The organism is Micromonospora ferruginea (assembly GCF_013694245.2).
GTDB lineage: Bacteria > Actinomycetota > Actinomycetes > Mycobacteriales > Micromonosporaceae > Micromonospora > Micromonospora robiginosa.
This window is the reverse complement of the sequence record NZ_CP059322.2, coordinates 1,357,625-1,380,392: the sequence shown is the minus strand read 5'-3', so window position 1 is coordinate 1,380,392 and position 22,768 is coordinate 1,357,625. Positions and strand designations below refer to the sequence as shown.

9 protein-coding genes are annotated in these 22,768 nt (G+C 73.2%); 5 read left to right on the top strand and 4 right to left on the bottom strand.

Going from position 1 to position 22,768, the window contains the following annotated elements; genetic code table 11:
- Positions 1 to 32 precede the first annotated feature (32 nt).
- A complete protein-coding gene (locus H1D33_RS06025; protein WP_181569011.1) occupies positions 33 to 776 on the top strand; it encodes an aminoglycoside phosphotransferase family protein in 744 nt (247 codons plus the stop codon).
- Positions 777 to 798: 22 nt separating this feature from the next.
- Here H1D33_RS06025 and H1D33_RS06020 read toward each other — a convergent pair whose 3' ends face one another.
- Positions 799 to 1,572 carry a hypothetical protein gene (locus H1D33_RS06020; RefSeq protein WP_181569012.1) on the bottom strand — a complete coding sequence of 258 codons (774 nt, stop codon included), beginning with the start codon at positions 1,570 to 1,572 and terminating at the stop codon, positions 799 to 801.
- 343 nt (positions 1,573 to 1,915) lie between these two features.
- Between H1D33_RS06020 and H1D33_RS06015 the strand changes: the two genes are divergently transcribed.
- Entirely contained in the window at positions 1,916 to 2,230 is a 315-nt protein-coding gene (locus H1D33_RS06015) for a hypothetical protein (RefSeq protein WP_181569013.1), read from the top strand.
- Positions 2,231 to 2,253: 23 nt separating this feature from the next.
- On the opposite strand, the gene H1D33_RS06010 is transcribed toward H1D33_RS06015, so the two are convergent.
- Positions 2,254 to 2,973, bottom strand: a complete 720-nt coding sequence (locus H1D33_RS06010) for a sulfite exporter TauE/SafE family protein (protein WP_246411623.1) — start codon at positions 2,971 to 2,973, stop codon at positions 2,254 to 2,256.
- A gap of 194 nt (positions 2,974 to 3,167) precedes the next feature.
- On the opposite strand from H1D33_RS06010, the gene H1D33_RS06005 reads away from it, so the two are divergent.
- On the top strand, positions 3,168 to 3,776 hold the full coding sequence (locus H1D33_RS06005) for a DedA family protein (protein ID WP_246411625.1): 609 nt from the start codon (positions 3,168 to 3,170) through the stop codon (positions 3,774 to 3,776).
- 164 nt (positions 3,777 to 3,940) lie between these two features.
- On the opposite strand, the gene H1D33_RS06000 is transcribed toward H1D33_RS06005, so the two are convergent.
- Positions 3,941 to 4,963, bottom strand: coding sequence for a phosphatase PAP2 family protein (locus H1D33_RS06000; protein WP_246411627.1), 1,023 nt, complete (start codon positions 4,961 to 4,963; stop codon positions 3,941 to 3,943).
- A 165-nt stretch (positions 4,964 to 5,128) separates the two neighbouring features.
- Here H1D33_RS06000 and H1D33_RS05995 point away from each other — a divergent pair, with 165 nt between their 5' ends.
- Both H1D33_RS05995 and H1D33_RS05990 read left to right on the top strand, forming a co-directional pair.
- Positions 5,129 to 5,389, top strand: a complete 261-nt coding sequence (locus H1D33_RS05995; RefSeq protein WP_181569015.1) for a chorismate mutase — start codon at positions 5,129 to 5,131, stop codon at positions 5,387 to 5,389.
- Positions 5,390 to 5,591: 202 nt separating this feature from the next.
- Positions 5,592 to 6,119 (top strand): GrpB family protein, encoded by a 528-nt coding sequence (locus H1D33_RS05990; protein WP_181569016.1) that lies wholly within the window; start codon positions 5,592 to 5,594, stop codon positions 6,117 to 6,119.
- Between the two features lie 88 nt (positions 6,120 to 6,207).
- On the opposite strand, the gene H1D33_RS05985 is transcribed toward H1D33_RS05990, so the two are convergent.
- The gene (locus H1D33_RS05985; protein ID WP_307755359.1) at positions 6,208 to 22,383 is read right to left on the bottom strand and encodes a non-ribosomal peptide synthetase; all 16,176 of its coding nucleotides are present in this window, start codon (positions 22,381 to 22,383) and stop codon (positions 6,208 to 6,210) included.
- Positions 22,384 to 22,768 lie beyond the last annotated feature (385 nt).

Sequence of the window (22,768 nt, the reverse complement as noted above, 5' to 3'; positions counted from 1 at the left end):
CGGCGGCGGCCTGTTCCGCGATGATGACCGGCATGGACGGGAACGGGGTCGAGGTCGTGATCGCCCACAGCGAGCGCGCGACCCTACGCGTCGGCGACGTGTTCGTGAAGGTCGACGCGGACCAGGCCCGCCTGGACGTCGAGGTGCAGGCGATGGCCGCCGCGCCGGTCCCCACCCCGCAGGTCCGATGGCACGAGCCGCCCGCGCTGGCGCTCGCCGCGCTCCCGGGGGTCGCGCTCGGTCGCCTCGGCGAGCCGTCCACCGCCTCGCCGGCCGCGTGGGCGGCGGCGGGCGCCGCCGTCCGCACACTGCACGACGCGCCGCTGCCGCCCTGGCCCGGACGCAGTCGCGACGAGCTGGCGTCGGGCCTGGCCGAGGAGTGCGAGTGGCTGCTCGCCCACGACGTCCTGCCCGCCGACGTGGTCACCCGTAACCGCCGGCTCGCCGAGACGGCGCTGCGGCCGTGGACGCCGGTGTTCATCCACGGCGACCTCCAGGTCGACCACGTCTTCGTCGCCGACGATCAGGTCACCGGCATCCTCGACTGGTCCGAGGCGTCCCGCGGTGACGCGCACTTCGACCTCGCCACCCTCACGCTGGGGCACCCGGAGCACCTCGGCGACGTCATCGCCGGCTACGGCGCCGACGTCGACCGCGACCTGGTACGCGCCTGGTGGTCGCTGCGGTGCCTGACCAACGTGCGCTGGCTGGCCGAACACGGCTACGGCTCGCCGGACGACTTCCCCGAGGTGGCCGTGCTGCGCGCGCAGCCCTGAGGCGGCACGTCGACGCTCAAGGTCAGCAGCCGAGCCGCCGGGTGAACAGGGCGATGTCGTCGATCCAGAGGTCGAACTCGCCCGGCGTCGTGCCGCCCTGGTAGAGCTGCCAGCCGATCTTCACCGTGTCGACCGTCGGCAGCACGAAGGGAACGTCGTTGCCGCCGTGGTCGGTGGTGGAGGCGGTCAGCTCCGGGTTGGCCACGCCGTCGATCCACACCGCGACGCGATTGTCCCGCGCGTCGAGCGTCCACTCGACGCACTGCCAGGTGTCCTCGGTGACCGGGACGGACTCCCGCCAGTTGGTCCAGTCGCCGGTGGGGCCGCCGTCGGCGCCGATGCCCCAGAAGGTGCCGGGGACGGTGGGGGCGTACTGGCCGCCGACCGGACGCACGACCTCCGCGCTGCCGGCGCCGGTCGCCTCCACCAGCGTGAAGTGCGCCCAGTCCGGGGCGGTGGGAAAGGCGTCCACGCGGAGCCGCATCCGGCCGTAGAAGCGGTTGCCGGGCGCGGCGAGGTCGTCGACCCGCAGGAAGGCGCGTCCGTTGTCGACGGTGTGGACGTGCAGCACCTGGTTGCCGTGGCGCGCCCGTTCGACGGTGAGTGTGCCGTGGCGGGTGTCGACACCCCAGTTCAGCGTGCTCGGCCCACCGGCCGGCAGGCGGTCGAAGTCCTCGCAGAACAACAGGCCGCGTGGGCACGAGCGTGGTGGTACGCCGGACGCGGCGGCCGGGGCGCTGCCGGTCGCGGCGCCGAGGACCAGGGTGGCGGTGAACACCGCGAGGAAAGTACGCATGGTCGTCCTCCACGACGGCCGGTCCCACCACTCGGGGCGGGCCGGCGGGGAACTCTCCGGCCTGCCGCACCGCCCGTTCGCGCCCGCGCGGTCGTCCCCGCGCGGTGATCCGAGCCGTCCCGACATGACCGCATCCGTCTCATTACATTGACGTTCATCATTGCATACCCGGGTGGTCGGCCGTCCGCCGGTTCCGACATCCGGACCGGGACCGGCGGGTCGACCCCCGTTCGCCCGGCGCGTTCTCCTCGATGCTCGGACCGGCCCGTCGCGCACGAGGCGCGCGGCCGCACGGAGGACTGTGGTAGTAAATTGATCCGTGGCAATCGAATGGAGGGTGCGGATGACCGCTCGACGACTTCTGGCGCACACGACGGCGGCGTGCCTCGCGGCCACGGCCCTGACCGCCCTCGCGCCGGCCGCGACGGCGCAGGCGGCCTGCACCACGAGCAGCTTCACCGTCGTCTGGGACTACGCGGGCATGTACACCGCCCCCAACGAGTCGACGCTGTACGGCACCCGCCGCTACGGGCAGGTGGTCACCGGTCCCACCGGCAACACCGCCAACGGCTGGACGCTCACCTACGACTACTGGAACGGGCTCCCGCTGTGGGCGTACATGAAGGACGCCGCGCTGCAGTACCGGGGCTGCGCCTGAGGCCGGGCGACACGGGCCGAGGCTCAGAACCCGATCAGGAACAGCAGCCCGGCGACGACCAGGCCGCCCTCCACGAGCGCGACGAACACCCGGTCGCTGATCCGCCCCACCGTCCGGCGGCCGGCCCACGCGCCCAGCAGCGTCGCGGGTGTCAACGCCAGCCCGAACAGCAGCACGCGGCGGTCGAGCAACGCGCCGGCGCCGTACGCGGCGATCTTCGCGCCGTGCATCGCCAGCGCGCTCGCCGCCTCGGTGCCGACGTAGGCGGCGTGCGCCAACCCGTAGGCCAGGAAGAACGGCGCGGTCAGCGGGCCCACCGACCCGAGCAACGCCGAGCCGAGACCGGAGGCCGCGCCCACCACGCCGAACGCCCGTTCGGTCGGCCGCCGCGGCCGCGGGCGGTGTCGCCGCCGGACGACCACCGCGATCAGCAGCACGCCCAGCAGCCGCTTGAGCGGCCCGGCCGGGGCGTGCGCCAGCGCCAGCCCACCCAGAACGGCGGTGGGCAGCGCACCCAGCGCGAACCAGCGCACCAACGGCCAATTCACCTCCCGCCGGTTGAGCCACACACGTGAGCCGTTGCTCCACACCTGGGCCAGGGTCAGCACCGGTACGGCCGTGCGCAGTCCGAACAACGCGGTGAACACCGGCAGCAACAGCACGCCCCCACCGAAGCCGGCCACCGCGGACAGCCACGCCGTCGCGAACGCCGCCACCGACGCCACCGCGAGGGTCTCGACCACGCCCGTCACCGCATTCCCTCCCGTCTCGGCAATCCGCCCGCCCGCCGCCCCGGCTCGGGGGCACCGGCCGCTTCGTGGCCGGCACCGGGCATGCTGATCGCCGTGGCGGGAAACCATCTCATCGTGTCGCCGGTGCACGCGCCTCGCCCCCACGCCGACCGGGCGGCGACCACCGAGACAGCCGTGGCGGACCGGTGAGCCCGTTCCGCGTCCTCACCGATCTGGTGGGCACATACGGCTATCCGGGCGTCGCCCTGCTCGTCGGCGTGGAGGGCTTCGGCGTGCCCGCCCCCGGGCAGACCGCGATCGTCCTCGCCGCCGGCTACGCCGCCCACGGCAAGCTGAGCGTCGTCGGCGTGGCGGCCACCGCGTTCCTGGCCGCCGTGATCGGCGACAGCATCGGCTACCTGATCGGCCGCTACGGGGGCCGTCGGCTCGTCCTGCGCCACGGCCGCCGCCTGGGTCTCGGCCCGGACCGCTTCGCCCGCCTGGAGGCGGTGATGAGCCGGCAGGGTCCGAAGCTGGTCGCCGCCGCACGGTTCGTCGACGGCCTCCGGCAGTTCAACGGCGTCGTCGCCGGCACCACCGGCATGCCGTGGCGGCGCTTCGTGACCTACAACGCCCTCGGCGCCGCCGCCTGGGTCGGGCTGTGGACCGCCGGCGGGTACCTGGCCGGCGACCACCTGCGCGCGCTCCTGGTGGACCTGCACCACTTCGAGTGGTACGTGGTCGGCGCCGTTGTCGTCCTCGTGCTCGCCTACGTCGGTCGGCGGCTGGCCCGCCGCTCGGACCGGGCCGGGTGACCGCCCCTCCGCCGCCAACCGGCACCCGCCTCCCGCGCGGCCCACCCCGACCCCTGGCGTGGCTGGCCCTCGCCGCGGCCGTGCTGACGGTGGCCGACCCGGCGGTGATCTCGACGGTCCGGCTCACCCTCGACGCTGGCGACGCACCCCGCACCTACGCGCGCTCAGAACCGCGCCGGGGCGTCCGGGACCCGCTCCCGATCCGGCGGACCCGGCCGGGTGACGTCGTCCTCCCGGGTCCTGCGCCGGCTCCACCAGCGCTCGGCAGCGCCCATCACGACGAAGACGACACCGACGTAGAGCCATCCGACCAGGACGTCGATGACCCAGTGCTCGCCCGAGTAGACGAGCGTGAACGTCATGGCGAGCGGATAGCACAGCAGGAGCGGCCACCAGCGACGGCGCAGCGACGGCAGGAAGAACACCACCGCCAGTAACGCGAACGCGGTGTGCAGCGACGGCATGGCGGCGACCGGGTTCGACGCCTCGACCTGCAGCGCGTTGAGCGCGTTGCCGGCGCCGTGCAGGCCGATCGCCTCCCAGCCGTTGGTGGAGATGCGCTGCACGTCGACGAGCGCGCCGTGCTGCGGCTCCGCGGCCCACCACGGCGGCGCCGCCGGGTAGACGAAGTACGTGACCAGCCCGGCGACGCACAGGGTGAACCAGCGGCGCATGAACCGGCCCCACTGCGGGCGCGACCGCATCCACAGCACCACGGCGACCGTCGGTACGGCCAAGAAGTGCGAGAAGTACACGACGGAGACGGCGACCTCCCACCACTGCACCGCGCCCGGCTCGTACAGGTGCCGCTGTAGCCACGCGGTGGGCACGTCGCCGCCCGTGACGCCACCGAACATCCACCGGTCCGCCGCGATCAGCTCGGTCACGTGCGGGGCGAAGAGATTGTCCGCGTAGCCCCGGGAGATGTTGTAGACGACGAGCAGCGAGCAGATGGGCAGCCAGTCCCGCAGGAACCTCAGATGCCGCCGCCACGGCTGGTCGCTGTGCCAGGCGATGGTGGCCAGCCACAGCCAGCCGAAGGCGATGAAGGGGTCACTGGTCGGCAGGCCGATGAACGCGGTGCCCACCGCGAACAGCGCGAGCCACAGGAGCATCGCGACGACCCGACGACGCTTTCCTCCGGCCGGCGTACCGGATTCCTCTGGGCTTTCCTGCGGAACCGTCATGTCGTCCGAGAATAGCCGTTCGATATCGATCGGTGACGTCGGGCTGCCGCACTCTTCCACCGTTTCTCCGCGCATCCCGACGGGCACGTCCGGGGAGGTTGGACAGCGGTCGGCGTTGTTATCTTTGCGACGCATTACCGCTCTCTGGGCCAAGGGGATGCCACCATGCCGGATGATCATTCCATCACCTCCTTGCGTGACCGGATCGACGAGATCGACGCCACCCTCATCGCCATGTGGCAGGAACGGGCGGGCATTTCCCGGCAGATCGGCGCGCTGCGCCTCACCTCCGGCGGCACCCGGCTGGCGCTGTCGCGGGAGCTCGAAGTCATGCGGCGGTTCCGCGAGGGCATCGGCCCCGACGGCAACGACCTCGCGCTGCTCGTGCTGCGCGCCGGTCGGGGCCCGCTGCTGCCCCCGACCTGACCGCCGACCCCGCAACCGGCGCGGCGTGGGCGCCCGCGGCTCGCTACCGAACGGCGGCCCTCGCGGCATGCGGCCACGCCCCTGCGCCTGGCGCTGTCCGACCGGCTCCGCTGCGCGGTTGGACATCCTCAGCGAGTCAGGCTCTTCTGCGGGGCGGTCGCTCTCGGCCGACCGCGGATCGGACTCCGTACAGTGATCGGCTGTGAGCAGTCCCGGACGTGTCGTCGAGGTGGTGGTCCACGACCCGAGGTGGCCGGATCAGTTCGAGCGTGAACGACGGCTCCTGGCCGAGGTGTTGCCGACATCGCTGAGCATCGAGCACATCGGGTCGACCAGCGTCCCGGGGTTGGCGGCCAAACCGATCATCGACATCTCGGCGGTGCTGCCCGATTTCCAGGAGAACGCCGTGGACCTGGAGGCACTGGGGCGACTCGGGTACGTCTTTCGACCGGGGGTGTTCGCCGACGATGAGCAGCACCTGTTCTTCCCCAAGGACACCGCGGGGAGGCGCACCCACCACTTGCACCTCTTCAGCGTGATGTCGCCGCTTCCACGGCAGAATCGGATCTTCCGCGACTACCTCGCGGCCCACCCGGATGCGGCACGACGATACGAATCGGCCAAACGACGAGCAGCCGATCTGCATCCCGACAGCCGAGCCAGATACGGCGAGGCCAAGGAAGCGGCCATGCTTCACGTGCTGGCCCAGGCTCGGCTGTGGGCGCGTTGAGTTCGGCCACCCGCTGGGCTGGATGTCACTGACGACAGCGGCCGGCAGCGGCGCGAAAGTGCCACCGCCGGCCACTCCCGGAGATGCGTCAGGAGGTTTCCTCCGCACGCATACGACGCAACGCCGGCCGGGTGGAAACCGCAGCGGGCAACGCCTCGAGACGATCGGCGATCCCGGCGGGGGTGGGCTGCTCGAACAGGGTCCGGATCTCCAACTCGGCGCCGAGGACCACCCGCACCCGAGAGATCAACCTCACCGCCAGCAGGGAGTGCCCACCCAGGGCGAAGAAGTCGTCATCCACCCCGACCGTGTCGACACCGAGCACGTGCGCGAACGCGTCACACAGCGCCTGCTCCCGCTCGTTGGCCGGCTCCCGGCTCGACCCACCGGCATACTCCGGCGCCGGCAACGCCCTCCGGTCGAGTTTGCCGTTACCGGTCAGCGGCAGCTCGGTCAGGGACACGAACGCCGAGGGCACCATGTGCTCCGGCAGCCGCCCGGCCACGAACTCGCGTAGCCCGTCCACCGGACCGTCCGCCACCACATACGCCACCAGACGCCTGTCCCCCGGCTGATCCTCACGGGCGACCACCACAGCCTGCTCAACCACCGGATACGCCCCGACGACGGCTTGGACCTCGCCCGGCTCGACCCGATAGCCACGAATCTTCACCTGGTCATCAGCGCGGCCGGCGAACTCCACCACCCCGTCGGCGGTCCACCGCACCCGATCCCCGGTCCGATACCACCGCATCCCACCCGCGCCGGCGACGAACCGCTGCGCGGTCAAACCCGGCCGACCGGCGTAGCCCCGCGCGACCTGCGGGCCACTCACATACAACTCGCCGACCACACCCACCGGGACGGGTTGCAGCCACTCGTCCCACACCGCCACCCGCATGTTCGGCACCGGCAACCCCAACACCGCACCCGAACCGGTCATCGGACCGGTCAGCACGCCGATCGTGGTCTCCGTCGGGCCGTAGTGGTTGAACACCGGCCGACCCACCGACACCACCGCATCCACCAACTGCGGCGGCGCCGCCTCACCACCCAGAACCAGTGACCCCGACGGCAGCACCGCCCCCACCCCACCATCACCGGCAGCCAACGCGGCCAGGTGCGACGGGACGGCCTTCACATGCTCGATCTCGTGCTCACGCCAGTACCCCGCCACCACGACCGGATCCACCACCGCCGCCGCGTCGAGCACGTGCAGACAGCCTCCCGTGGCCAAGCTGGTGAAGATCGTCGTGTTACCCAGGTCGGTGACCTGCGCCTGCAACAAGCCGTAACGAGCACCAGGCGCACCCCACCCCAACCGCGACGGCACCCCCGCCACGTAGTTCGCCACACCCCGCTGGGTGACACCCACACCCTTCGGACGGCCCGTCGACCCCGACGTGTAGATCACATACGCCAAAGCATCCAGGGGCACCTGAACACCCGGCGCCTCGTCCGGCATGACCTCCAGCAGCGGATCGTCCACCGACACCGTCCGCATCCCAGCCGGCAGATCACCCAACACCTCATCCGTACCCACCAACACCGACACCCGCGCATCGGTGAACATGAACGCAAGCCGATCCGTCGGCAGCGACACATCCACCGGCAGGTAGGCGCCGCCGGCCTTCCACACCGCCACCATCCCCACAACCATGTCCACACCGTCGGGCAGCGCCAGACCCACCACCGAATCCACACCCACACCGTTGGCCTGCAACACCCGAGCCAGACGATTCGCCCGCGCATCGACCTGCGCGAACGTCAGCGACACACCGCCACCCACGACCGCCGGCGCATCCGGACACGCCGCCACCTGTCGCTCGAACAACGACACCACCGACACATCCACACCCGACAGGACCTCACCCACACCGGCCACCGCAAGCCGCGCCTGCTCCCCCTCACCCGCCACCGCAACCGACCGCACCAACACCGACGGATCCCCCGCCACCTGCGCCAACACCCGCACCCACCCAGCCGACAACCGCCGCACCGAACCCGCGTCGAACAGATCCGCCGCCCCGGTCACCGTCCCCCGCAAACCCGCCGCGACACCCGCACCGTCGAATGTCTCCGCCACCATCACGTCCACGTCGAACTTCGCCGCCGGCCGCTCCACCGGCAGGAACTCGATGTCGAGGCCGGGCAGCACGGGCAGTTCCTCGTCCGTCTCGTGGGTGGTGAGGACCACCTGGAACAGCGGGTGGCGGGCCAGCGACCGCGCCGGCGCCAACTCCTCGACCAGACGCTCGAACGGCACATCCTGATGGGCCAGTGCGCTGAGACCCTGCTCGCGAACCCGGCCGAGCACCTCGCGGAACGTCGGGTCGCCGGACAGGTCGGTCCGGACGACAAGCGTGTTGACGAAACACCCGACCAGATCATCGAGCGCCTCATCCGTACGCCCCGCCACCGCCGACCCGATCGGCACATCAGTGCCCGCACCCAACCGCGACAGCAACACCGCCAACGCCGCCTGCAACACCATGAACACCGTCACACCCTCGACGCGCGCCAACTCCACGAGTGCCCGGTGCAGCTCGGCCGGCACCTCCAGCGGCGTGTTGTGCGCCTGGTGCGTGGCGGTCGCCGGGCGCGGCCGGTCGAACGGCAGCGCCAACTCCTCCGGTATGCCGGCGAGCGCATCCCGCCAGTACGCGAGCTGCCGTGCGCTGATGCTCTCCGGGTCCTCGTGGTCGCCGAGCAAATTCTGCTGCCACAGGGCGAAGTCGGCGTACTGGGCCGGAAGAGGTGTCCACCGCGGCACGTCTCCGGTGCGGCGGGCGGCGTACGCGGTCTCCAGATCCCGAGCCAGCGGACCCATCGACCAGCCGTCACTGGCGATGTGGTGCAGCACGAGGACGAGCAGATGCTCGTCCGGCCCGGTACGCAGCAGCGTCGCCCGGAACGGCACTTCGACAGTCAGGTCGAAGGCGTACCGGCTGGCCCGTTCGACCGCCGCACCCACGAAGGCCGCGTCGGCAACCGGCTCACCGTCGGACACGGCCGGCGCGGGCGGCTGGAGGACGTCGAGGCGCCAGTCCAGCGCGGTGCTGTCGAGAATCTTCTGGTACGGCTCCCCGTCCGCCGTGGGGAACACGGTCCGCAACGCCTCGTGCCTGTCGAGCAGGTCCCGCAGTGCGGCTTCGAGCACACTCGGGTCGAGTTCACCGCGCAGTCGCAGCACGTTCGGGGCGTTGTACGTGGCGCTCAGCCCCTCCAACTGGGCCAGGAACCACAACCGTCGCTGCCCGAAGGACAGCGGAACCCGCTCCGGTCGTTCGCCGGCGATCAGGGCCGGTCGTGCCGTCGCGTCGGTGAGGTGCGCGGCGATCCCGGCGGGGGTGGGCTGCTCGAACAGGGTCCGGATCTCCAACTCCGCGCCGAGGACCACCCGCACCCGAGAGATCAACCTCACCGCCAGCAGCGAATGCCCACCCAGAGCGAAGAAGTCGTCATCCACCCCGACCGAATCGACACCGAGCACATGCGCGAACGCCTGACACAACAACTCCTCGCGCGCGTTGGCCGGCTCCCGACGAGGACCCGACGCATACTCCGGCGCCGGCAACCCCTTCCGGTCGAGTTTGCCGTTACCCGTCAACGGCAGCTCGGTCAGGGACACGAACGCCGACGGCACCATGTGCTCCGGCAGCCGCCCGGCCACAAACTCCCGTAACCCGTCCACCGGACCGTCCGCCACCACATACGCCACCAGACGCTTATCCCCCGGCTGATCCTCACGAGCGACCACCACCGCCCGCTCAACCACCGGATACGCCGCCACGACGGCCTGGACCTCACCCGGCTCGACCCGATAACCACGAATCTTCACCTGATCATCAGCGCGACCGGCGAACTCCACCACACCGTCAGCGGTCCACCGCACCCGATCCCCGGTCCGATACCACCGCACCCCACCCGACCCGGCAACAAACCGCGCCGCAGTCAAACCCGGCCGCCCGGCATAACCCCGCGCGACCTGCGGACCACTCACATACAACTCGCCGACCACACCCACCGGGACGGGTTGCAACCACTCGTCCCACACCGCCACCCGCATGTTCGGCACCGGCAACCCCAACACCCCACCCGAACCGCCCGCCTGACCGGCCCGATCCGCCGACCCCGCCATCGCCGCGGACGACCCCGCAATCGCCACGGACGACCCCGCCATCGCTCCGGACGAATCCGGGACCGACCCGGCCGCCGCAGTAGCCAACCTGGCCCTGGCAGTAACCGACCCGGCCGAACCGACGATCGGGCCGGTCAGCACACCGATCGTGGTCTCCGTCGGCCCGTAGTGGTTGAACACCGGCCGCCCCACCGACACCACCGCATCCACCAACGAACGCGGCGCGGCCTCACCACCCAAAACCAGCGACCCCGACGGCACCACCGCCCCCACCCCACCATCACCGGCAGCCAACGCGGCCAGGTGCGACGGGACGGCCTTCACATGCTCGATCCCATGCTCACGCCAATACCCCGCCACCGCCGCCGGATCCACCACCATGTCCGCATCCAGCACATGCAGACACCCGCCCGTAGCCAGGCTCGTGAAGATCGTCGTGTTACCCAGATCCGTCACCTGCGCCTGCAACAAACCGTACCGAGCACCAGGCGCACCCCACCCCAAACGCCGAGGCACCCCCGCCACATAGTTCGCCACACCCCGCTGCGTGACACCCACACCCTTCGGACGCCCCGTCGACCCCGACGTGTAGATCACATACGCCAAGGCGTCCAACGGCACGACCACACCCGGCGCCTCGTCCGGCATGACACCCAACAACGGATCATCCAACGACACCGTCCGCATACCAGCCGGCAGATCACCCAACACCTCATCCGTACCCACCAACACCGACACCCGCGCATCGGTGAACATGAACGCAAGCCGATCCGTCGGCAGCGACACATCCACCGGCAGGTAGGCGCCGCCGGCCTTCCACACCGCCACCATCCCCACAACCATGTCCACGCCGTCGGGTAGCGCCAGACCCACCACCGAATCCACGTCCACACCGTTGGCCCGCAACACCCGAGCCAAACGATTCGCCCGCGCATCCACCTGCGCAAACGTCAGCGAAACACCACCACCCACGACCGCCGGCGCATCAGGGCACGCCGCCACCCGCCGCTCGAACAACGACACCACCGACACATCCACACCCGACAGAACCCCACCCACACCCACGCGAGCCAGGAACTCCCGCTCCTCCACCCCGGCCACCACCACCGACCGCACCAACACCGACGGATCCCCCGCCACCTGCTCCAACACCCGCACCCAACGCCGCCCGATCGCCTCCGCCGTACCCCGATCGAAGAGATCCGCGGCGGCCGTCACCGTCCCCCGCAGGCCCGCCGGCCGCCCGTCGGCCTCGCGCAGCTCGCCGACCATCACATCCAGGTCGAACTTGGCCGCGTCGCGGTGCAGCGGGACCAGCGTGGCCTCGATGCCGGGCAGCTCGAGGGCGGCGTCGATCGTGTCCTGCATGGTCAGGATGACCTGGAAGAGCGGGTGCCGGGCCAGGGAGCGCGCCGGCGCCAACTCCTCGACCAGCCGTTCGAACGGCACGTCCTGGTGGTCGAGCGCGGCGAGGCTACGCTCGCGGACCCGGGCGAGCACGTCGCGGAACGTCGGGTCGCCGGACAGGTCGGTCCGGACGACAAGCGTGTTGACGAAACACCCGACCAAGTCGTCGAGCGCCTCGTCGGGACGGCCCGCCACCGCCGAGCCGATCGGCACGTCGGTGCCGGCGCCCAGCCGCGACAGCAGCACCGCCAGGGCCGCCTGCAACACCATGAACACCGTCACGCCCTCGGCGCGGGCGATCTCCGCCAGCCGGGCATGGACCGTGCCCGGCACGGCGAACGCGGCCGTGTGCCCCCGGTGCGAGGCGGTCGCCGGACGCGGCCGGTCGAACGGCAGCGCCAACTCCTCGGGCGCTGCGGCGAGAGCGTCCCGCCAGTGGGCGAGCTGCCGGTTGACCAGGCTGTCCGGATCGTCCTCGACGCCGAGCAGGTCGCGCTGCCACACGGCGAAGTCGGCGTACTGCACCGGCAGCGGCGCCCAGTCCGGCGCGCGGCCGTCGGAACGGGCCGCGTACGCGTGGGAGAGGTCCCGCGCGAGCGGGCCGAGCGACCAGCCGTCGCTGACGATGTGGTGGGTCACGAGCAGCAGGAGATGTTCGTGCGCGCGGCTGCGCAGCAGAGTGCCGCGGATCGGGATCTCGGTGCTCAGGTCGAAGGCCCGGGCGGCACGCTCGGTGAGCGCCGCGGTCACCCGCTCCCCGGGCGCGCCGGTCAGGTCGACGTGCTCCAGCGTCCAGGTCAGCTCCGCGGGTGCCAGCACCCGTTGGTAGGGCTCACCGTCGCGGGCCGGGAAGACCGTCCGCAGGGCCTCGTGCCGCGCCAGCACGTCACGCAGCGCCGCGTCGAGCGCCGCGGTGTCCAGGTCGCCGGTGAGCCGGAGGACGGCGGGGGCGTTGTAGGTGGCGGTGTCGCCGTCGAGCTGGGCCAGGAACCACAGGCGGCGCTGGCCGAACGACAGCGGTACCCACTCCGGGCGGGCGCCGGCGGTGAGGGCGCGGCGGCTCGGCGCGGCGGTCCTGGCGGCGAGGTGGGCGGCCAGCCCGGCCGGGGTGGGCGTGCGGAACAACTCCCGGATCTCCACCTCGGCGCCGAGCAGCGCCCGGATCCGCGACATCAGCCGCAGGGCGAGCAGCGAGTGCCCGCCGAGCGCGAAGAAGTCGTCGTCGGCGCCGACCGTGGCGATCCCGAGTACCTGGGCGAAGGCCTCGCAGAGCCGCGCCTCGACCGGGGTGGTCGGGGCCCGGCCGGCGCCCCGGGCAGTGCCCTGGTCGGGGGCGGGCAGCGCCTTGCGGTCGAGTTTGCCGTTGGGGGTGAGCGGCAGGTCCTCCAGCACCACCAGCGCGGCCGGGACCATGTAGCCGGGCAGCCACCTCTTCAGGTCGGCGCGGACGTCGCGGGTGAGCTGGGCCGGGCCGTACCAGCGACCGGCGGCCGGCGGCGGCTCGGTGCGCCCGGTCACCGGCGCCTCCGGCCGTACCGCGTAGATCATGTGCAGGTCGGTGCCCGCCACGTCCGCCGCGGTGTCGCGGACCACGGTGAAGCCGCGCTCACCGAGCAGGTCGACGATCGCGTCCAGCCGGCCGTGCACGTCGTGCACCTCGGCGACGATCTGCCTGATCAACGGCCAGTGCTCGTCGTCGATGCCCCGGAACACCTCCAGCTCGCTCTTCTCGGCGTCCACCTTGAGCAGGTCGACGACCGGGATGCGGTGCTCGCGGATCAGGTCGGACAGCCGGCGGATGGCCACACCGACCCGATGCCCGCGCAGCCGCTCGGTGAGCATCTCGTCCACCAACGCCTCGCCGGCGTCGTCCAGCTCGGCGCCGTGCTCGTTGCGCAGGTAGCGGCGCAGTGTCTCCCGTTCCTCGGCCTCGTCGGCGAAGCGACCCGACAGGATGGACATCTGCGGGTAGTAGGTGAACGTGGTGGTCTCGTCGTGCTCGCCGACGCCGCAGTTGGTGACGGTGACGTCGGCCTCGTTGAGGTCGGCGTTGGCCCGCAGCAGGCCGGCCAGCTCCGGGATCGGTTCGAAGGCCCACACCCGGGCGCCCGGGGACACCTCGCCGGCGTACATCGAGAAGAACCCGACGTGCGCGCCGACGTCGACGACGCAGGCCCCGTCCGGCAGGGTGACGCCGAAGCGCAGGTACTCGTTCTGCTCGAAGATCTCGCGGTAGAGGAACTCGACGTTGGCCCGGTTGTGGGCCAGCATGCTCATGCCGTTGGGCAGCTCGTGCAGTTCCGCGCCCGGGTCGCCGGACCGCTGCAACCGCAGCCGTCGGGTGACCCGCGCGGCCGCCTCGGGGTGCGGGGTGACGTAGCCGACCAGCGCGGGGCCGCCCGGCTGGTCGTCGCGCAGCACGACCCCGGCGGTGCCGACGGCCGGGTGGGCGGCGAGCCGTCCGGCGATCTCGCCCAGCTCGATGCGGAAACCACGGATCTTGACCTGTTCGTCGGCGCGGCCGGCGAACTCCAACTCCCCGGCGGGGGTCCACCGGGCCAGGTCGCCGGTGCGGTACATCCGCTCCCCCGCGTCGTACGAGGAGGCCACGAACCGTTGCCCGGTGAGCCCCGGGCGGCCGAGGTAGCCGAGCGAGACACCGGCGCCGGCCACGTAGACCTCGCCGAGCACGCCCGGGGGCACCGGCCGCAGCATCGGATCGAGGACGTACGTGCGCCAGCCGGGCAGTCCCCGCCCGACGAGGCTGCCGCTCGCGGTCGCCACCACCGCCGCGTCGAGCGCCACGTGGGTGACGTGCACGGTGGTCTCCGTGATGCCGTACATGTTCACCAGTTGCGGCCCGTGCGGAAACGTGTCGTACCACGCCCGCAGCCGGGACAGTTCGAGCGCCTCGCCACCGAAGACGACGTAGCGCAGCGCAAGGTCCGCCCGGGTGGCGTCGTCCAGCACCGCCTGCACCTGGTGGAACGCCGAGGGCGTCTGGCTCAGGACGGTCACCCGCTCGCGGACCAGCAGCGCGAGGAACTCGGCTGGTGACCGGGACACCTCGAACGGGACCACGACGAGCCGGCCGCCGGTGAGCAGCGCCCCCCACATCTCCCACACCGAGAAGTCGAAGGCGAACGAGTGGAAGCAGGTCCACACGTCCCCCGAGTCGAAGGTGAACGACTGGCCGCAGGCCGCCAGCAGGTCGGTCACGTTGCGGTGGGTGACCACGCAGCCCTTCGGCGCGCCGGTCGACCCCGAGGTGTAGATCACGTACGCGGGCTGGGCGGGCAGGACCGGCCCGCCGCGCTCGGCGTCGCCGATCGGGTCGCCGTCGCCGACCGCGTCGGCGGGGTCGAGCACCGGCAGGTCGCCCAGGGGCCCGGAGCCGAGCAGGCACACCGCGCCCGAGTCGGCAGCCATGTAGGCCGCCCGCTCGGCGGGCTGCTGCGGGTCCACCGGCAGGTAGGCGGCACCCGCCTTGACCACCCCGAGCAGGGCCGCGACGATGCCGGCGCCGCGGTCCATCCGGACGGCCACCACGTCACCCCGGCGCACCCCGTGCCCGAGCAGCAGCCGCGCGATCCGGTTGGACCACTCGTCCAGCTCGCGGTAGGTCAGCCCGTCGACCGCCGGCGCGTGTCCGTCGCGTCGGCAGCTCGCCTCGAAGAGGCTGGTCAGCGTGGTCGGCGGCACGCCCGGCGACCCCTGGTTGAAGTCGCCGACGACCTGCTCACGCTCGGCCGGGCCCAGGACGTCGACCGTGGCCAGGGGCGGGTCGCCGGCGCCGGAGAGGGCCTGTTCCAGGGCGGAGGTCAGGTTCGCCGCGGCGGTGACCACGTGCCGGGCGAGCGCCTCCGGCGCGATCGGGGGCACCGCGTCGACGCTGACGACGGTCTCGGTGCCGAGGTCGTCGACCGAGACGCTCACCGGGTAGTTCTGCCGCTCCTGGGCGAAGACGGTGCTGATGCCCTCCAGGCCTTCGTCGGCCGCGTTGTTGACGTCGTCGACCCACAGGCCCTCGCCGCCGTACCGGTAGTTGAACAGCGAGCTGAACAGCGGCACGTCGGCGGGCATGTCGGCGGCCTGCTGAGCCACGGCGAGCCGGGCGTGCTCGTGGTTCAACAGGCCGCTCAACTGGGTGCGCATGCGGTGCACCGCGTCGAGCGAGGACACCCCACGGACGGTCACCCGGGCGGGCAGCGTGTTGGTGAACAGGCCGACGGCGTGGCCCGCGCCGGCACCCGCGTTCATCCGGCCGAGCAGCACCGTGCCGAACACGACGTCGTCGCGGCCGGACACCGCGGCCAGGGCCCGCCCCCAGGCGACGTGCCACACGGTGGCGACACTGACGCCGAGCCGGCGGGCGACCGTACGCAGCCGCGCGGCGACCGCCGCGTCGACGTGCACCTGCGCCCGGACCACGTCGGTGCCGTCGCCGTGCACGTCGAGCTGCCCGTAGGGCGCGGTGGGCTCGGTGACGCCGTGCAGCAGCTCGGTGAAGAAGCCGGTGTGCAGCTCGTCGGCCGACCGGTGGCGGGCGTGGGCGACGAACGTGCGGAACGGGACCGGCTCGGGCAGGTCGTCGCCGCGGCCGGCCAGCACCTCGCGGACCTCGCGCAGCATCACCTCCATGCCGGTGTGGTCCTGCATCAGGTGGTGCATGCGCAGCAGGCCGAGCACCCGGCCGTCCGGGGGCGTCGCCACGTGCAGGTCGATCAGCGGCGGGCGGGTCAGGTCCATGACGAGCCCGACGGAGGCCACGAGCGCCGCGACCGGGTCGCCGGCTCCGCCGTCGAGATCGACGTCGACGACCGGCAGGGCGACGTCGCGCCACACCACCTGCACCGGCTCCGGCAGGCCGTCCCACACCACGCCGGTGCGGTAGACGTCGTGCCGGCGGACCACGTGCTGCAGGGCCGCGGCGAAGGCGTCGAGCCGGGCGCGGGTGTCGAATTCCAGGACCACGACCGCCACGTACGCGTCGTCGCCGCCGGCCGACATCAGGTGGTGGAAGAACATGCCCTCCTGCAGCGGCGCCAGCGGGTAGATGTCCGCCACCCCGGCCGCGCCGCCGTCCACCGTGGCGGTCACCCGGTCGATCTCGGTCGGCGACAGCCCGGCCAGCGGCACCATCTCCGGGGTGATCCTCGTCGTCCCGTCCGGGATCCGGCCGGTCGGCACCGGCACCGTCTCGGGCGTCGCGGCCGTGGCCAGCCCCGCCGGTGTCGGGGCGGCGAACAGGGCCGACGCCGAGGCCGCCACCCCGCCGGCGCGGAGGTGCTCGACCAGCCGGACGGCGAGCAGGGAGTGGCCGCCGAGGTCGAAGAAGTTGTCGTCCGCGCCGACCTGGTCGACGCCGAGCACGTACGCGAACGCGGCGCACACCGCGGCTTCCCGGTCGTTCGCCGGCGGCCGTCCCGGAGTCGCGCGGGCGAGGTCGGGGGCGGGCAGCGCCCGGCGGTCCAGCTTGCCGTTCACGGTCAGCGGCAGCCGGTCGAGGCGCACCACGGCGGAGGGCACCAGGTAGTGCGGCAGCCGGTCGGCGAGATGGTCGCGCAGGTCGTCCACCGGGCCGGTCGCCACCACGTAGGCGACCAGGCGCTTGTCCCCGGGCACGTCCTCGCGCACCACCACCGCGGCCTGGCGGACCCGGGGGTGGGTGAGAACCGCCGCCTGCGCCTCGCCCGGCTCCACCCGGAAGCCACGGATCTTGACCTGGTCGTCGGCGCGGCCCAGGAACACCAGGTCACCGTCGGAGGTCCAGCGGACCCGGTCGCCGGTGCGGTACATCCGCTCCCCCGCCGCCCACGGCGAGGCCACGAACCGCTCGGCGGTCAACCCCGGCCGGCCGGCATAACCGTGCGCCACGCCGTCCCCGGCGACGTACAGCTCGCCGGGGACGCCGGGCGGCACCGGGCACAGGTCGTCGTCGAGGACGTGGACCCGGGTGTTGCGGATCGGCCGCCCGATGTGCGGTCGGTCGCCGGGGCGCAGGGCGGCGGAGAAGGTGGCCGCCACGCTGGTCTCGGTGGGACCGTACCCGTTGAAGAACGCCCTCCCGGCGCCCCAGCGGTCGACCGACTCGGCGTCGAGCGCCTCGCCGGCCGACACCAGGTTCGTGACGGTGGGCAGCTCCGGCCCGGTCAGCGCGGACAGCACCGCCGGCGGCACGGTCAGGTGCGTGACGCCGTGCCGGGCCACCACCTCGGTCAGCCCGGCGCCGGGTACCAGCTCCGCGGCCGGTGCCACCACGAGGGCGCCGCCGGAGCAGAGCGCCATCAGCAGCTCCCACACGGCGGCGTCGAAGCCGATCGACGAGAACTGCAGGACCCGTGAGCCCGGGCCGGCGCCGAACAGCTCGACCTGCGCCGCCGCCGTGCGTGCCGCACCCCGGTGGTGCAGCAGGACGCCCTTGGGCCGGCCGGTCGACCCGGAGGTGTAGGTCATGTACGCGCCGCGCTGGAGCCGGGCGCCGGCCGGCACCGGGATCCGCCCGGTCCCGGCGGTGGCCAGGGAGGCGACGACCGCGGGGTCGTCCAGCACCACCGCGGGCGCCTCGGCGGGCAGCAGCGGGGCGAGGTCGGTCGTCGTCAGCACCGCGTCGGCGCCGCTGTCGGACACCACGTACGCGATCCGGTCGCGCGGGTTGCGCGGGTCGGCGGGCAGGAAGACACCGCCCGCCTTCCACACGGCCAGCCACGACACGGCCAGGTCCAGCCCGCGGCCGAGCAGGACGGCGACCGTCGAGCCGGCGGCCAGCCCACGACCGGTCAGGACGTGCGCCAGCCGGTTGGCCCGCGCGTCGAGATCCGCGTAGGACACCGTCAGGTCGTCGCCGAGCACGGCCGGGGCGTCCGGGGCGCGATCCGCCCAGTCCTCGAAGAGTTCGAGGCCGGTGCGGCGTACCTCGATCTGCGGCGCCCGCTCCCAACCGGCGACCAGCTCCCGCTCGGCCGGGGTGCGCACGTCGGCGGAGTGCAGGGGCGAGTCCGGGTCCGTGGCGAGGTGGCCCAGCAGGAGTTGCCAGCGTTCCGCCAGCCGCTCGGCGGTCGCCCGCTCGAACAGGTCGGCGGCGGCCGTCAGCCCGCCGCGCAGGCCCGCGGGGCGACCCTGCGCGTCGAAGGTCTCGCCGACGGACAGGTCGAGGTCGAAGCGGGCGGCGAAGGCGAGCGCGCCGGCGCGGGCGGCGCCGCCCGCGGTCACCCCGGTCAGGTGCAGCGCCGCCCGCTCGACGTTCTGGACGGTGAGCCCGACCTGGAACAGCGGGTGGCGGGCGAGGACCCGGCCCGGTGCCAGCTCCTCCACCAGCCGCTCGAACGGCACGTCCTGGTGCGCGAGGGCGCTCAGGCCGCGGTCGCGGACCCGGGCCAGCAGGTGCCGGAAGGTGGGGTCTCCGCTCACGTCGGTGCGGATGACGAGGTTGTTGAGGAAGCAACCGACCAGGTCCTCCAGGCCGGCCTCGGTGCGCCCGGCGACGGCCGAGCCGATCGGGATGTCGGTGCCCGCGCCGAGCCGGGACAGCAGGACCGCGAGCGCGGCGTGCAGGGCCATGGCGAGGGTGGTGCCCTCGGCGCGGGCCGTCTCGGCGAGGGCACGGTGCACCTCGGCGGGGACGGCCAGCGGCACGGTGTGGCCGCGGTGGCTGGGCACGGCGGGGCGCGGGTGGTCGTACGGCAGGTCCAGTTCCTCCGGCGCCCCGGCCAGCGCGTCCCGCCAGTAGGCGAGCTGCCCGGAGACCACGCTACCCGGATCGGTCTCGGCACCGAGCAGCTCGCGCTGCCAGAGGACGTAGTCGGCGTACCGGGCGGGAAGGGGTCGCCAGTCCGGGGCGTGCCCGGCGACCCGGGCGGCGTAGGCGTGGGACAGGTCGCGGGCCAGCGGTTCCATCGACCAGCCGTCCACGGCGGTGTGGTGCACCACCAGCACGAGCACGGCGTCGTCGCCGGTCGTGGCGAGCGGTGCGGCGGGTCCGGCGGTCAGGCCGAGCTCGCCCGTGGCGGCCTCGACGACCTCGCCCGCCAGGTCGGCCGGGAAGGTGCCGGTGTCCAGCAGCGTGGCCCGGATCGGCACCTCGCGGGCCAGGTCGAAGACCTGCCGGGCGGCCTGGTCGATCGCCTCCGCCACCCGCGGGGCGGGGGCGCCGCGCAGGTCGGCGACGGTGAGGTTCCAGTCGAGGGAGTCGGGTTCGACGATCTGCTGGTATGGCTGCCCGTCCTCGTCCACCAGCAGCGTGCGCAACGGCTCGTGCCGCACGATCACGTCGCGCAGCGCGGTGGCCAGCGCGCCGCGGTTCAGGTCGCCGCCGAGCCGCAGCACCACCGGGAGGTTGTAGCCGGCGTTCGCGCCTTCGAGCCGGTCGACCAGCCAGAGCCGGTGCTGGGCGAAGGACAGGGGCAGCCGCCCGGGCCGGGGCCGCCCGGTCAGCGCCGGTCGGGGCGCGGCCTCGGCGGGCACCAGCGCGGCCAGTCCGGCCGGGGTCGGCGCGGCGAAGATCTCGGCCAGCCCGAGGCCGGGGCCGAGCACCGGGCGCAGCCGGGCCGCGAGCCGGGTGGCGAGCAGCGAGTGGCCGCCGAGGGCGAAGAAGTCGTCGTCCGCGCCGACGGTGGGGACCTTGAGCACGTCGGCGAAGGCGGTGCGCACGGCGGCCTCCCGGGCGTCGGCCGGCGGACGCCCGGCCGGTGCCGCCTCGTACTCGGGCGCGGGCAGTGCCGCCCGGTCGACCTTGCCGTTGACGGTGCGGGGCAGCTCGACCAGCCGAACCACCGCGGCGGGCACCAGATAGTGCGGCAGCCGGGCGGCCACGAACTCGCGCAGGTCGTCGGTCGGGCCGTCGGCGACCACGTAGGCCACGAGCTGCGCCTCCCGGTCCGCGTCCGTGCGCACCACCACCGCGGCCTGCCGTACCGCCGGGTGCGCGGTGACCGCCGCCCGACTCTCCCCCGGCTCGACCCGGAAGCCACGGATCTTGACCTGGTCGTCGGCGCGACCGGCGAACACCAGCCGGCCCTCCTCGTTCCACCGCACCCGGTCACCGGTCCGGTAGAGGCGCTCGCCGACGCCGAAGGGCGAGGCCACGAAGCGTTCGCCGGTGAGGCCGGTCCGGCCGAGGTAGCCCCAGGCCAGGCCCGCGCCGGAGACGTAGAGCTCGCCGGGCGCGCCGGTCGGCACCGGGCGCAGCTCGTCGTCCAGGACGAACACCCGGGTACGTGGGACGGGCCCGCCGATGGCCGGTTCGTCGCCGGCGCGCAGCGGCGGGGACACCGTGGCCGCGACCGTCGTCTCGGTCGGGCCGTAGCCGTTGAAGAAGGCACGCCCCTCGCTCCACCGCGCGACCAGCTCGGCGTCCATCGCCTCGCCGGCCGAGATCAGCGTCGTCACCGGGGACAGGTCGGCGGGTTCCAGCACGGCCAGCACGGCCGGCGGCACGGTGAGGTGGGTGACCGCGTGCCGGGCGACGATGCCGGTCAGGTCCGCGCCCGGCAGCAGCGCACGGGAGTCCGCCACGACCAGCGCCGCGCCCGTGCACAGTGCCATGCTCAGCTCGGCCAGCGCGCCGTCGAAGCCGATCGAGGCGAACTGCAGCACGCGGGCGCCCGGTCCGGCACCAAACCGCGTCACCTGGATCTCGGCCAGCCGGGTCAGCCCGCCGTGCGGGAGCACGACGCCCTTCGGCCGGCCCGTCGACCCCGAGGTGTACGTCACGTAGGCGGCCTGCAGCGGTGAGCGCACCCCGGTTCCGGGCGTCTCCGCTCCGGTGGCTGCCGCGAGCCGCGTCTCGACGGCCGGGTCGTCGAGCGCCAGGACGGGTGTGGCGTCGGCGGCCTCGCGGACGAGCGCGGCCGGCCCGCCGGCGGTGATCACCAGGCCGGCGCCGGAGTCGGTGAGCACCAGTCGCAGCCGTTCCTCGGGGACCTGCGGGTCCACCGGGACGAAGAGGGCGCCGAGCTTCCACACCGCGAGCCACGCGACCACCACCGGCAGGCCGCGGTCGAGCACCGCCGCGACCGGGTCACCGGCCCGCACGCCCTCCTCGTCGAGCAGCCGCGCCAGCCGGTCCGCCCGCTCGTCGAGCTCGGCGTAGGTGACGCGCAGGTCGTCGCCGAGCACCGCCGGGGCGTCCGGGGTGCGGGCCACCCACTCGTGGAACAGGTCCAGGCAGGAGTCGACGCCTCCGGTGCCGGGCGGGCCGCCGATCGGTGCGGCGGTGGGCGCGGTGGCGAGCCAGCCGAGCACCGCGCGCACGGAGGTGTCGAGTTCCTGCCACGCGCCGGACGCGCCGGGCGGTGGGCTCGCCGGCTCGGTCAGGTGCACCTCCGCCGTCGCGTCACGGCGGTCTCCGCCGGTCGCGGCACGGGCGTGGGCGCTGCAGTAGACGTAGTCGGCCACGGACATCCGCGGGTCGAGCGGGAGCCGTACGCGGCCGGCCCCGCGCGAGGGTACGGCCAGGTCGACGCCGTCGTCGCCGGTGCGCCCGCCCACGGCCAGCCCGGTGGCGGCGACGAGGACGTCACCGGCGCTCACGGCGTAGCGGGACGCGAGCGCGCGCAGCAGCGCGTCGTCGTGCCGGCTGAGCGAGGTGGCGCCGGGACGCGGCCAGGCCTGCTCCGGGACGTCGCGGACCTCGGGCGAGCGGCCGTTCCCCACAGCCCGGCCGCCGGCCGGTCGATCGGCGACGGGTGCTCCCGGCTCGTTCCCCAGCACAACCATTCTCGTTCTCCCGATCGCTGGACGATTTCGCCGCGAGCGGCGGCGGCAAGCAGCCGTCGGGCGACTCAACAAAGGTCGCCTGGTCGCCGACCAGGCGATTGTCGTCATCAGTTGCGCGGTCGCGGCATCTCCGGCGCCGGATCGGCACGCACCACGTTTCCACCGCCGGCGGCCAGGGTGCGTCCGCACTCGGCGGCCGACCGTCCAGCCGCCACTCTGGCCTGCTCAGCGCGGTGTGACAAGCGTGTGCACGGTGTTCGACCGCTGCCTCGAAGCAGTCGAACGCACCCCCGCGCACGGGTGATCCGCACAGCCTGCCTTGGTGCCATAGTGACCGCGTCCGCCGCCGATTACCGTCGACCCGATATTGGAGAGCACCGGTGAC